The organism is Paenarthrobacter sp. NPDC058040, assembly GCF_042885775.1.
Classification (GTDB): Bacteria; Actinomycetota; Actinomycetes; order Actinomycetales; family Micrococcaceae; genus Arthrobacter.
The window spans coordinates 218,024-231,283 of sequence record NZ_JBHVRN010000004.1; the positions used below are offsets into that span (position 1 = coordinate 218,024).

Sequence of the window (13,260 nt, forward strand, 5' to 3'; positions counted from 1 at the left end):
GAACTCCCCGTAAATCACGTCCCGGCTCCGGGTCAGCGTTCCACGAGGATGCCATCCGGATCGCTGTAGATCATGACTCCTGGCTGGATGCGCACGCGGTCAATGACGAGGTCCACGTCAACTTCGCCCACCCCTGTCTTGGCACTCTTCTTGGGATTGCTACCCAGCGCTTTGACGCCCAGGGGCAGCCGGGACAGGGCCACCCGATCCCGGACAGCCCCGTTGATGATCACGCCCGCCCAACCATTGGCTACGGCGCTTTCCGCAATCATGTCTCCCATGAGGGCGGTCCGCAGCGAAGCATGGCCATCCACCACCAGCACGGCTCCCTCGCCGGGGGTATTGAGGATGGTCTTGACCAGCGCATTGTCTTCGAAGCAACGCACCGTGCGGACCGGCCCACTGAAGTGGGACTCGCCGCCGAGATTCTGGAACTGCACGGAGATCGATTCCAGTTCTTCTCCACGCTCGTCGTACAGGTCGGCAGTGTTAACAGGCTCGCTCATGGGATTCTCCTTACGGGGTTTGAGGCCACACTAACGCCCGGATCAAGGGCCTCGCACCGCATGTCCACGCCTATGTGGACAACGCCGCCACAAACGGTCCAGCGTCCGTCCGCCGCGCTAGGCTGAATCCAAACATCCACACCTAGGGGGAAACCTGCCATGAGCCTGTCTGACATGCCCGGACCCGTCCCGGATCCGGCCATGGTCCGTGGAAGCACGACGACGGCCCTCGCCGAACCGGTGGAGCGCGTCCGGGCGCTGTGGGTCACCGGAGTGGTGCTGGTCAACCTGGGCATCAATGCAGCCTTTTTCGGACCCCTCCAAGTCCTGCTGGGCCAGCAGGCAGCGCACTTCGACGAAGGCCAAAAGGAAGCCATCCTGGCTTTGGTGACGGGGTGCGGGGCAGCCGTCTCACTCGTGGCCAACCCACTGTTTGGGGCTTTCAGTGACAGAACCACGTCACGTCACGGTCGCCGGGTTCCCTGGGTCCTGTTTGGTGCGATCCTCGGCGCCATCGCGCTGGTTGCCCTGTCCGGGGCTCCGAACGTCGCTGTCATGACGCTGCTCTGGTGCGTTGTCCAGGCCGGAGCCAACGGCATGTATGCAGCCATTACTGCCGCGGTCCCGGACCGTGTTCCCGTCCCGCAGCGCGGAACTGTGGGCGGCCTGGCAGCCATGGGACAAACGGTGGGTATCTTGCTCGGCGCGGTGATTGCCGCCGTCGTGTCCGGAAACTTCGCCGTTGGTTACTGGCTGTGCGCCGCAGCGCTGCTGGCCGGCGTCGTGCTTTACCTGTTCAAGAACGACGATCAGAGCCTGCCCCAGCAGGAACGTCCGCCGTTCAACTTCGTGGCTTTCGCCAAAGGCTTTTGGGTGTCCCCCAAGCGCTATCCCGATTTCGGCTGGGCCTGGCTGACCCGACTGCTGGTCAGTACGGGAAACCACATGGTGACCCTGTACCTGTTGTTCTTCCTGAGCGATGCCGTGCATTTGAAGGAGACCGAGGGAATCGACCCCGCATTCGGCGTCCTCATCCTCACCGGGCTGTATGCCATCGCGGTCATTATCACGAGCGTTTTGGGTGGGCGTTTGAGTGACCGGCTGGGCAAACGCAAGCCGTTGGTTATCGCGTCGTCCGTGATCATCGCGGTGGCTTCGCTGATCCTCGCCTTCGCACCTACGTGGCCCGGTGCCCTTGCCGGCGCGATCGTCCTGGGAATCGGCTTCGGCGCCTACCTGGCGGTGGACTTTGCCTTAATCACGCAGGTCCTCCCCACGGCTTTGGACCGTGGGAAGGACCTTGGTGTCATCAATATCGCCAACTCGCTGCCCCAGGTGTTGGCCCCGGTGCTCGCGCTCCCGTTCGTCGAAGGCTTGAAGAGCTACACCTTGCTGTACGTAGCCGCCGCAGTCATCGGCCTGCTGGGCGCCGTGTTCGTGGTGAAGATCAAGAGCGTGGCGTAGCCGGTTTAGAACACGGCGGTGAAGCCACCCCAACCCCAACCGACAGTCTCCTGGCCCTTCCAGTAGCCGCCCGGCAGGCCGTTGGCGAGGTAATCCGCGCCATTTCCGTAGTACATGTTGAGACGACCGCTCGTGTCGACGGAGAAGACGTCGATGTTCTCGTCGCCATTGAAGTCACCGGCGGAGCCAATGGTGGTGAGGGCTTCCCAGCCCGATCCGACGCTGACTCCTGCGTACTTTTCGAACCAGCCGTTCCTGGGAGTTTCAAAGACGTTGAGGTTGCCATAAGGTCCACGGGCAGCAACCGCGAGATCGCTCCGCCCCTGGAAGTGCCCCACGCTGAAGATGGAGTCGAAGCGGCCCCAACCCCATCCGATGGTGTAGGAAGGCAGCCACCCACCTCTTCCGTTTCCGGGGTAAAGGACGATGTTGCTTGATGGGTCGCGGGCAATGAGATCGTTGGTACCGTCACCGTTGAAGTCTCCGGCACCCGAAATTGCCGTGAATCCCTGCCAGCCTTGCCCCACTTGGATTGCCTTCTTCCAGCCGCCGGAGCCGTTGCCCTGGTAGAGGAACAAACGTCCTTGGCCGTCGCGTCCCATGACGTCAACGGTGCCGTCGCCGTCAAAGTCGCCCGGCGAGAAAAGGTGGTTGAACGTGTTCCAGCCGGTTCCGATCACTTGGGCAGCCTGCCAGTGTCCCCGGCCATCCGTCGGGTAGAGCAGCAGGCGTCCCGCCGAGTCCCTGGCGAAGATATCCATGGTGTTGTCCCCGTTGAATCCACGGGCACGGGGCTTCGCCGCGATTCGCAGGGATTCGCGTGATTGCAGGGTGAGGGTTGATTCGGCGTCGAAAGTGACGGTGACCGCGGCTGAAATGACGCGGGCGTAGTCCGCCATCGTTACCCGGTAGGTTTGCCCCGTGGCACCCGGAATCGCCTGGCCGTCGCGCATCCAGGAGTACGTGAATGCCGGGGAACCGCCCTCGGGCACAACCGTGGGAGTGGTCCAGCTGAGGTCGGCCTTGAGCAGACCTCCCACCGCAGGTTCACCGGTCAGTTCAGGCGGGGCCATGTAGACCTGTCGCATGGGCGCGGCAACAGTTGGTGCTGCCGCCGCTGCAGGCAGGCCGGTTGCCAGGAGACCGCAGGCCAGCGCTACAGCGGCAATGGTTGAGAAAGGACGACGGCGGCGCGGCGCCTTGGAGCGCGCGACGGCAAAAGAGTTCACGTGTTTTCCTGTGGGAAGAGGCCCGGAAGGGCGAGGCGAAGAGTGGTCAGAGGGGCATAGGCGGGGACTCGTTTAGAAGACGGCCGTGAAGCCACCCCAACCCCAGCCGACCACTGATTGGCCGTACCAACGGATGTCAGGGCGTCCACTCGTCAGGTAGTCCGCGCCCTTCCCGTAGTACATGGTGAGGCGGCCGGAGGTGTCGACGCTGAACGCATCAACATTGTTGTCGCCGTTGAAATCACCCGCCGAGCCAACCACAGGGAAACCGTTGAATCCCCACCCGATCCCGCTGGTCTGGACATCAAACCAGCCGCTGCGAGTGGTCTCGTGCAGAGTCAGGTGTCCGTGAATGTCTCGGGCAACAACCCCGAGCTTGTTAGTACCACCGAAATGTCCAACGGTGAAGACGGGATCCTGATTGATCCAGTAGGTGTCCACCCCATAGGGCTGGAGCCATCCACCGCGTCCATTTCCGGGGTAGAGAATCGCTTGGTACCAGCGGTCGACGGCAATAATGTCGTTGGTACCGTCGCCGTTGAAGTCGCCGGCCGCGGAGACGGACCGGAAATCCTGCCAGCCCTGGCCAATCTGGAACGCCTTCTTCCAGCCGCCCGTACCGTTCCCCTGGTAAAGGAACAACCGGCCTTGGCCATCACGGCCGATGACGTCCACAGTTCCGTCGCCGTCGAAGTCGCCAGGCGAGAACAACGTGTTGAAGACATTCCAGCCGGTTCCCAGCACCTGGGCCGGACGCCAGTTGCCGCGACCATCGGTGGGGTAGAGCAGGAGCCTTCCGGCGCTGTCCCGGGCAAAGAGGTCCAGGGTTCCGTCTCCATCGAAGCCGCGGGCACGCGGCTTGGCGGCAATCCGGAGCGGATAGTCGGCCTGCAAGGTCAGCTTCGATTCGGAGTCGTAGGACACCGTGACGGAAGCAGCGATCACGCGACCCATGTCCGATTGGGTGGCGCGGTACGTGGAAGCAGTTGCCCCGGGAATGACTTGGCCGTCACGCGTCCAGGTGTAGCTGAAGCTGGGCGTCCCACCCTCAGGAACGACGAAAGGGGCGTAGCCATCGAGCTCGGCTTTCAGCAGTCCACCAACTGTGGGGTCGCCGTTGAGCTTCGGCTGGCCCATGTAGACCTGCCGCGCGGGCACGTTCGCGGAAACACTCGTCACGGAAGCGTCCGTCCGTGGAACGGCGGCGGACGCAGCCGGACCCAGAACCGCAGTGCTGCCGGCCACAAGGGTTGCCGTCAGAAATGCCAGGCCCCGCCGTGCGCCCCGAACAGCTCCGGAAACGCGATCAACCCTCTTAGAAGACAGCATTGAAGCCACCCCAGCCCCAACCAACCACGCCGAAGCTCTTCCAGCCGCCCGAACCGTTGCCGTAGTACATGCGCATCTGGCCCGAGGTGTCGATGCCCCACACGTCGTTGGCGCCGTCGCCGTCGAAATCGCCGGCTCCGCCCAACTTGGTGATGGCGTTCCAGCCCTGCCCGATGACCCTGCTGGTGGTCCATCCACCCAGACCGTTGCCGCCGTAGAAGACAAGGTTGCCGGCACTGTCGCGCGCCAAGACATCAGGCTTGTGGTCGCCGTCGAAATCGCCGGGGGAGAAGATCGAGGTCATGCCATTCCAGCCCCAGCCGACGGTGGAGGACGCGAGGAAGCCGCCGTGGCCGTTGCCCGGGTAGAGCACGAGTTCTCCGTTGGCCTTCCGTGCCAGCAGATCGTTGTGGCCGTCGCCATTGAAATCACCGGCCGCGAAGATGCTGCTGAAGATGCCCCAGCCCCAGCCGATCTGCTGGCGCGGGTACCAACCGCCCTGGCCATTCGCTGGGTAGAGGAACAACGAGCCCGCGTTGTCGCGTGTAATGACGTCGTTCTCGCCGTCGCCGTTGAAGTCGCCCGCGGCAAACATGGTGTTGAAAATCTGCCAACCGGATCCGACCTGGCCGGCCTGCAACCAGGTTGCATTCCCGCCTGTGGGGTAGAGACCAAGGCGGCCATCGGACAGGCGGACGAACAGGCTCATGTTGTAAGGGGTCGCCAGCAAATATGGCCGGTAGAAGCCGCTTGTGTGCGGACGGTCGATATCGAACGGAGTGTTGTAGTTGAAGTCCAAGCCCGCCAGGGACACGGCTGCAGTCCCGGAAGCCGGAGCCGCCCCCGGGTTGTGTACTAGTGATCCGTCGCGCAGGTATCCGAACTCCTGGCCGGCGGCATTGCTGAACTGCAGAAACTCGGCTCTGTACGTACCCGGCGCTGTGCCAGGTTGTGGAAACACCACATTGAATGAGTACGTGGAGTCGGCCTGGTTGAACGAACCCTGAGTCAGCCCCCGGTGCCATTCCCCGGTTATGGTGTTCCGGAAGAAGACGTAGAAGTTGCTGATTGGACTGGACGTCTCGAAGGTGACCCGCGACGTTGCCTGGCCGCCCGACCCGATCGATTCCGGCGTCGTGGATACAGCGACCGGGACTGGCGCGAAAGTGTCATCGGCGTAGGCTGCGGGTGCGAAGCCCAGCCCACCGATCAGTGCGATGCTGGCGGTAAGACCTGCCAGCCAGGTGCGCGCACGGCGCCGAGGACTGCTCCCCATGGTTCCCCCATTCAAGCCGGGCTGATGACCGGCGGATTCTTGTGAATTCGTGTCCTCAGGCAAGATCAGAACACTGCCGTCAGGTAGCCCCAACCACTGCCGGGCTCATGTGTCTGTCGAGAGTAGCTGTACAGCTCGGACCCCATCTGCTCTGTCTTGAACACGCCCTGGTCCGTGACGCTGAAGAAGTAGTTGTACGGCTCCGATGTGTTGAACCCGCCCAAACCACCCATGTAGCGGCTCGACGAGTAGTTACCCATCAACGTCCGGGACGAAGCCCAACCGCCTTTGCCGTTGGGGTAGTAGGCATGGAGCGTGCCGTCGGTGCCACGGGCCAGGAGGTCCGAGACACCGTCGCCGCTGAAGTCGCCCGGGCTGAAGACCCTGTTGAAGCCGTTCCAGCCCTGTCCCACCTGTGAGGAAGGCAGCCACCCGCCGCGTCCGTTGCCGGGGTAGAGGAAGAGCCGGCCCTGTGGATCCCGGGCAAGGACGTCGCTTGTTCCGTCACCATTGAAGTCGCTGGCCGGGATGATTTCGCTGTACCCGGCCCAACCCGTTCCGATGACTGACGAGCCAAGCCAGCCGCCTTTCCCGTTGCCGCGATACAGCCACAACTGTCCGGACTTGTCCCTCGCCATGACGTCCATGGTGCCGTCGCCGTCGAAATCACCGGGGGACAGCAGCGCCGTGAAGTTGGCCCATCCCCACCCAACGTCCTTGCTGCCGCTGGCAAACGTGCCGTAGGTGCTGCCGGAGAAGAGCGTCAGCGTGCCGTTCGGTTTCCTGGTCAGGACGTCTGGCCTGGAATCGCCATCGAAGTCGCGGAGCATGGACTGGAATTTGACCACGGTAGACATGCTGGGGCTGGTTAACAGGCCCACAATGCTGCCTGCATAGCGAATGACGACGGCGACACCCAGCGGTTTCCCGGCGTCGGACGCTTTCGGGGAGTAGGTGGCTCCCGTAGCTCCAGGGATCGGCTCCGAGTAGTTCAGGAGCCATTGATAGCTGTACGTCGGTTTGGCTCCCGCCGGGAGCCCCTTGATGCTGGACGGGTCAAATACTGCTCCTACCGTGCCTCGGACAACGGGGTATCCCGAGACGACCGGAATTGAAGCGCTGACCAAGTAGAAAGGCTTGGTTTCGACCGTCTCCGGCAGGTGGTCGGCAGCAAACGCTGTCAGCTTGAGGGTCAGGCCCGAGCCCGTTCCGGCGACGCTCTGCGGAACGTCAAACCACCTCGAGTTCAGCCGGACGCCGTCGCGGAACCACTCGTAGCCGTAGTGCGACGGCGTCGCGGCCCAGGTGCCTTCGCGAACTTCATACCGCGGTGAGGAATAGTTGGATTCGGCGATTGTTAGCGACGGCAGCGTTTCTGCGGAGTTGGGGGCCAGCACTCTGGTGGGATTGTTCACCGCAAAGTCCATCGAATCCCAAGCGACGGGAAATGGGTAACTATTCGTGTTGTCGCGGTAGTAGGCTACGTCGCTCTGCCACTCACCATTGCCATAGGTGACGAAGACGCTTTGCAGCGTGTAGGACCCGTGAAACACGTCCGCCGGTAGGGTCAGCGCTGCCGTTGCACTCAGGGGGCCTGTGGCAGGCGTCCCAGCCCACACGACCTTATGTTGAGTAACGCGGGACTCGTCCATGTAAATGAACTCCACACGTTGAGCCCGCTCGGCCAATTTGAACGTGAGTTGCACCTTGGCGCCGGGGGCCACCGTCGAGGCAGACACGCGTTGAACCCACGTCAACTTTGGAGCTTGTTGCTCCGCCGCCGCGGATGGCTCGGCTGCCATGAGAGGTACCGAGGCCAGCACGGTACCGGCCAGGGTGAGTCCCATCAGGGCCGAAAGGAGGCGGAGCAGAAGAGGCCGGGGCCGATTGCCCGCGGCGTGGGAAGTGGTCAAGGTGTGTCCCCCGTGTCATTTGAATGCATTGCAGGCATGGCCTAGAAAACGGCCGTAAATCCGCCCCAGCCCCACCCAATGGTCGCCTGGCGCTTGAGGGCTACGTGGCCCAGCCCGTAGAACATGGTGAGCCGCCCGTCCGGATGTATTCCGTACACTTCGGGCACTCCGTCACTGTCGAAATCGCCTGGTGCTCCGATGCGGCTGAAGCCCGCCCAGTCGTATCCCGCGTAGGAGCTGAAGGCGTTCGGCGTCCAAGCGTTGTCGTAGAAGTAGCCGTTGCCGGCACCGTTGTACTTACGCAAGTTGCCCTGGCTGTCCCGCGCAAAGATGATGCGCGAATCGGGCGAAACGAAGGCATTGAATTCCTGCCAGCCCCCTTCTTGGTAGCCCCGGCTGAGCACGTAGGGAGTCAGGAACCCGCCGCGGCCATTGCCGGGGTACACCCACATGATGTTGGACGCATCGCGCGTGATCAGGTCCGCAGTGCCGTCGCTGTTGAAGTCCCCGGGAGCGACGATGTCCTTCATGGACCCCCACCCCTGGCCAACCTGGTAGGAGCGGAGCCAGCCACCCTGGCCGTTGCCCTGATACAGGAAGAGCCTGCCTGCGCCGTCCCGGGCCATCACGTCAACGTTGCCGTCGCCGTCCCAGTCGCCCGGTGAGAACAGCGAGTTGAACGTGTTCCAGCCTTGGCCGATTCGCTGTGCCGGCAACCAGCCGCCGGACCCGTTGCTTGGGTAGAGCCAAAGGTTTCCTGCGCCATCACGGGCAAAGATGTCGCCGGTACCGTCCGCGTTAAAGCCTTTGCCCCGGGTCTTGTCGGCCAGGGGGCCGACGAGGTCCACAACTTCGGTGACTGCCGATCCTGCATCGAACCTCGCAGTCACGCCGGCGGTGATGATGACGCCCTTGTCGGCAGTCGTCGGCCTGTATTCCCGCGATGTCGCGCCCGGAATCGGGGTGCCGTTGCGTTTCCACACGTAGGTGTAGGAGGGCTGTCCACCCTCCGGATCCACCCCGGCCGCACCGTGCTCAAGGTAAAGGCGGCCTCCCACGCTGGCATCACCGGTGATCCGCAGGTTGCTGACCCAGACACGGCGCGGCATGGGCCCAAAGACTGTCGTCGAAGCGCTCGTCGGCAAATACCCAGGGGCGCGGACCGTCATCTTGACCCACACCAGGTTGCCGGGGTCCGTTGTCATGTTGGACTGGTAGGTATCGGCCCGGGCGTAGTCAATGGGGTTCCCGTTGCGGTACCACTGGAAGTCAGAGAAGGTGGGCTCAACCGGCCACGTTCCCCGGTTGATCGAGAGCGTGGTGTTGTAGACAAGCTCCCCCTGAATGCTCGGGGCGACCGTAGGCGTGAGCTTCTGCAGAACCTTCGCCGGGTTGTTCACGGCGAAGTCGCCCGCGGAAAGAGTAGCTCGCGCAACAGATCCCAGCGGAACCGGAGCCGTCCGTTCGAGGGTGCCATCGCGGAGGTAGGTATCCCTGGCCAGGCCGTCGAAGTAGCTGACCACCACGCGTTCCAGCGTGTATGAGCCGGAAGCCTGTGCCGGGGTGACGGCACCGGTGGCAACGACAGTCAGTGGCCCCGGGGCCGGGTTGCCGGTCCACGCAAGCTCAAAGGTAGTCACTTCGGAAGCATCCCGGTAAACCAGGCGCACGTCCTGCGCCACCTGGGAGAGCTTGACCTGCACTTGGGCATTTTGGCCCGGGGCCAAGCTGCCTTTCACAGGCGTCAGGGCGGTGGGAACCGCTGCTGCATAGGGAAGCATGGGGTTCTTCATCTTGAAGTCCTGCCCGGCTGGATCGCCAAAGGGTGACGCGCCTGTGCCAGGAGGATAGACATTCCCGCCCCGGTAGTACACCTGGGAGGCTCCCGTTGTGGTGATCACCTGGACAAAGCTGACCTCGATGTTTCCGTTGGTCCATGAAGACGCAGCTGCCACGCCCGTGACGGTGCCACTCTTGGCGCCTGCGGCGAGGACCCAAGCAAGCGTGTGGGTGCCTGCCGCGCTCCGGAGGCTGACTTCAACGCGCTTGACCGCTACGGAAGTCGTGAAGTTGAACGTGACGGGAGCGCCGGCGTCGACGATTGCCGCTGACGTGCGGGCGAAAGTCGAGAGCACAGGGGCAGCCGCGGTGGCAGGCGAAGCCGGCGTCAACAGCATGGCAACCAGCGCAACCACCATGCCGGCAAGAAGCGCCCGAGTGCGCGCGGACATAGTCAGAAAGCGCACAGGAGTGCTCCCCATGATTCCCCCAATTCAGGCCGGCCACAGACAACCGGCTGGTGTAAGTGACTAGAGAGTACATGGAGAAAACCCGAAGCTGGGAATTCCCTGACAAAACTTCACGGAAAAGACAAGTCAAGCCCGAAAAGCAACCGAAATCGGCTTAGAAAACCGCGTTGAATCCGCCCCAGCCCCAGCCGATGACGCCGGAGCCGTTCCAGCCGCCGTCGCCGTCGCCGTAGTAGGCGAGCAACTGTCCGGAACCATCCACTGCGAAGACGTCCATGTTGCCGTTGCCGTCGATGTCGCCCGCTGCGGCGATGCTGGACATGCCGCCCCAGCCCCAGCCGATGGTGGCGGATCCGCTCCACCCGCCGTTGCCGTTGCCCTTGTACAGGCGCAGGTTGCCGGAGGTGTCGCGTCCCAGGACGTCCACGTTGTTGTCTCCGTTGAAGTCGCCGGGAGTGATGATCTGGTTGAGGACGTTCCAGCCGGTGCCCACGAGCGAGCGGTTCAACCAGCCGCCGTTGCCGTTGCCCGGGTACAGGTAGAGGTTTCCGGACGAATCACGGGCCAGGATGTCATTGTTCCCGTCGCCGTTGAAGTCGCCAGGGGAGACGATGGACGTGAACGCGTTCCAGCCGCTGCCGATCTGGCGGCCGCCGCGGAAACCGCCGTCGCCCGTTCCTTCGTAGAGGAAAAGCCGGCCGGAGGAGTCGCGGGCCAGGACGTCGTTGGTGCCGTCGCCGTTGAAGTCGCCGGGGGACAGTACGGTGGTGAAGCCGTTCCAGCCGGGGCCCACGGTGCGGGCGGATTCCCAGGTGCTGTTGATTCGCGGGTACATCATGAGCGTGCCGTCGGAGCGGCGGGCCAGCAGCTCGAAAGCGCTGCGCCCGGTGAAGCCGTTGGGGCGGTGGGACGCGGAGACGGGTGCTGTTTCCGCGCTGGCGACTTCCACGGGATCGCAACCATTTTGGCTGGCCACGAGGTGGGCTGCGATGGTTGCTCCGCGGTCCTCTTCGGTGACGACGTAGTTCGGCCACTGCCTCGAAGAAAGGACGCCGTCACGGGTCCAGTAGATGCTGTAGTCCGGTCCGGCGGCCGCACCGCAACCGCTGAACGAGCCCTGCTCGATCTCGACCGTGAGGGTCGAACCGACGAACGGTGCCCCGTGCACCACCGGCTGGTCGGGGTCCATGGTTGCCATGGCGGGTGCGGGTGCGAAGGCGGCTGCCGCGATCAATGCGGCAGCGATTCCTGATACGGCTCGGCGCACGCCGGACGTCGGGCGTGATGAAGCGTACATGGCGTCCTCCCCAGACTTTATGCGGTTAATGGTACCGCGGCTGGGATATCCCTAGAAGATCGCTGTGAAGCTGCCCCATCCATTGCCGGCCACTTCGGAACCGCGCCAACCCGTTTTGCCGTCGCTGTAATAGACCACCAGCCGTCCTTGGGCGTCCACGCCGTAGACATCCGGGTTGCCGTCCTTGTCGAAGTCGCCTGCAGCGCCCGCGGACTTCAGCGTGTTCCAGCCGACGCCGATCAGCCACGACCGCGTCCAGCCACCTGCGCCGTTGCCGCCGTAGAAATACAGGTAACCGCTGCGGTCGCGGGCCAGCACGTCCACTTTGCCGTCACCATTGAAGTCGCCAGGTGTCAGGAGCGCGTCCATCACCTGCCAGCCCTGCCCGACGGCGGTCCTCGTCAACCAGCCTCCGGAGCCATTGCCCGGGTACAGATAGAGGGCGCCGCCGGGCTCGCGGGCGAGGATGTCATTCGTACCGTCGCCGTTGAAATCGCCGGGGCTGACGATGGAATCGAAAATGTTCCATCCCTTGCCGATGGTCTGCGCGGGCTTCCAACCCCCGGTCCCGTCACCGGCGTAGAGGTACAAAGTGCCTGCAGCATCGCGGGCAATCACATCGGCTTTGCCGTCGCCGTTGAAGTCGCCCGGGGAGAAGACCAGGTTGAAGATGTTCCAACCCCACCCCACGGTCCGGGCGGCGTCCCACGCGTTGCCGGTGCGGCCGTAGAGCGCCAGGGAGCCATCGGAGCCGCGTGCGAGGAGTTCGAAGGACCGCCCCGTGAACCCGGCGGCGCGGTTGACCGATCCCACGGGGGCGGTCTCGTTGCTGTGGAGGGTTTCGCCGGAGCAGGCGGTCTTGCTCGCCGTCAGGTGCGCGGCCATCCTGGAGCCGGCGTCGTCCTGCTGCAGTACGTAGTTCCTGCCCGTTTCCCCGGCCACGAGGAAACCGTCGCGGGTCCAGTAGATGGTGAAATCGGGGCCTTTTCCGCCGCCGCATCCGTAGAACGTGTATGGTCCGATGTCCGTGGTGAGGGTCTTGCCCACGAACGGCTGGCCGTTAACCACAGGGTCGGGCCCGTTGCTGGGAGCCGCCGACGCCGGCAGGGGGCTCAGTGCCATGGCCGCCGCAGCCGCTGTGAGCAGCGCCGCTGCCATCCGGCGTCGTAATGTCCCCATGCGTGATCCTCCCGTGTGTGCTGTCTGAGACTTCCTGAAGTTTATGGTCACGTGCGGTTGAATCCTTGGAGCGCGCTGGCGGCGCCGTCCGCGGCGGCTTTCAGGAAACGGTCATTTTGCTCCCGTATCATTGATGCGATCGGCCAGCCGCGGTTCCATCCTCGACCGGCCGCTTCCTTGCCAGCTTCCCAAGAGATCGCCGGAGATGTCTGCAGCAAATTCACTGGAACCGTACTCCCTGGATCTGACCACAGGGCTGCCCCGCATGGCTGCCGCGCCCACTACCCCGCGGCAGTTGTTGCGCTATGCCCGCATCCTGAAGACCGCGGCCGGCTTCGCGCAGCGCCAGTTCGACACCCTGAGCCTGTCCGACGTCGCGGCGCGGGCGGATGTGCCGCTGGGTACCTTATACCGCTACTTCCCTTCGACGGCGCACCTCATGCTGGCTGTTTACCGGCAGCAGTTGCGGGAATTGCGCGACGGCGTACGGCAGCGCCACGGCAAAGGCCAGCTGGCGGGCCTCATGATGGAGATCTTCCATCTCCGGGTCATGCAACCCGGTGTTGAGCACTGCCTCATCCGCCCTGCCGGCAAGGACACGGACACCGCCCAGTTGCTCCGCGAGATCGATTCGCTGTCCCAGGAAGTGGTGGGTTCCCTCAGCGAGGATTCCGGCAATGACTCGGTCAAGGCGCGCATCCTGCTGCATCTGGTGAGTGGTCTGGTCCAGGCTGTCCGTTGCCGCAGGTTGTCCCTCTTCGAAGCGGAGAAGGATCTCAAGAAAGCGTGCACTTTGCTGACTGGTGAATGACATTTGG

General features: G+C 63.7%; 10 protein-coding genes. 2 read left to right on the forward strand and 8 right to left on the reverse strand.

The genetic code is table 11. The annotated features are described in order from the left end of the window. Positions 1-32: 32 nt before the first annotated feature. Positions 33-506, reverse strand: a complete 474-nt coding sequence (gene rraA / locus ACFVSJ_RS07290) for a ribonuclease E activity regulator RraA (RefSeq protein ID WP_387435502.1) — start codon at positions 504-506, stop codon at positions 33-35. Positions 507-665: 159 nt separating this feature from the next. Here rraA and ACFVSJ_RS07295 point away from each other — a divergent pair, with 159 nt between their 5' ends. Continuing rightward, positions 666-1,970 carry an MFS transporter gene (locus ACFVSJ_RS07295; protein ID WP_387435503.1) on the forward strand — a complete coding sequence of 435 codons (1,305 nt, stop codon included), beginning with the start codon at positions 666-668 and terminating at the stop codon, positions 1,968-1,970. Between the two features lie 5 nt (positions 1,971-1,975). On the opposite strand, the gene ACFVSJ_RS07300 is transcribed toward ACFVSJ_RS07295, so the two are convergent. The 7 genes from ACFVSJ_RS07300 to ACFVSJ_RS07330 form a co-directional block, all read right to left on the reverse strand. Continuing rightward, complete coding sequence (locus ACFVSJ_RS07300; RefSeq protein WP_387435505.1) at positions 1,976-3,199, reverse strand: FG-GAP repeat domain-containing protein; 1,224 nt, start codon at positions 3,197-3,199, stop codon at positions 1,976-1,978. 72 nt (positions 3,200-3,271) lie between these two features. After that, on the reverse strand, positions 3,272-4,528 hold the full coding sequence (locus tag ACFVSJ_RS07305; RefSeq protein ID WP_387435507.1) for an FG-GAP repeat domain-containing protein: 1,257 nt from the start codon (positions 4,526-4,528) through the stop codon (positions 3,272-3,274). Beyond that, positions 4,515-5,804, reverse strand: coding sequence for an FG-GAP repeat domain-containing protein (locus ACFVSJ_RS07310; RefSeq protein WP_387435508.1), 1,290 nt, complete (start codon positions 5,802-5,804; stop codon positions 4,515-4,517). Before ACFVSJ_RS07310 ends, ACFVSJ_RS07305 begins: the two co-directional genes overlap by 14 nt. Positions 5,805-5,869: 65 nt before the next feature. Continuing rightward, entirely contained in the window at positions 5,870-7,717 is a 1,848-nt protein-coding gene (locus ACFVSJ_RS07315) for an FG-GAP repeat domain-containing protein (protein WP_387435510.1), read from the reverse strand. A gap of 41 nt (positions 7,718-7,758) precedes the next feature. Further along, a complete protein-coding gene (locus ACFVSJ_RS07320; RefSeq protein WP_387435511.1) occupies positions 7,759-9,948 on the reverse strand; it encodes an FG-GAP-like repeat-containing protein in 2,190 nt (729 codons plus the stop codon). A gap of 172 nt (positions 9,949-10,120) precedes the next feature. Continuing rightward, positions 10,121-11,263 carry an FG-GAP repeat domain-containing protein gene (locus ACFVSJ_RS07325; RefSeq protein WP_387435512.1) on the reverse strand — a complete coding sequence of 381 codons (1,143 nt, stop codon included), beginning with the start codon at positions 11,261-11,263 and terminating at the stop codon, positions 10,121-10,123. A gap of 51 nt (positions 11,264-11,314) precedes the next feature. Next, positions 11,315-12,442: an FG-GAP repeat domain-containing protein gene (locus ACFVSJ_RS07330; RefSeq protein ID WP_387435514.1), complete on the reverse strand. Its 1,128-nt coding sequence runs from the start codon at positions 12,440-12,442 to the stop codon at positions 11,315-11,317. 205 nt (positions 12,443-12,647) lie between these two features. On the opposite strand from ACFVSJ_RS07330, the gene ACFVSJ_RS07335 reads away from it, so the two are divergent. Then, the gene (locus ACFVSJ_RS07335) at positions 12,648-13,253 is read left to right on the forward strand and encodes a TetR/AcrR family transcriptional regulator (RefSeq protein WP_387435516.1); all 606 of its coding nucleotides are present in this window, start codon (positions 12,648-12,650) and stop codon (positions 13,251-13,253) included. Positions 13,254-13,260 lie beyond the last annotated feature (7 nt).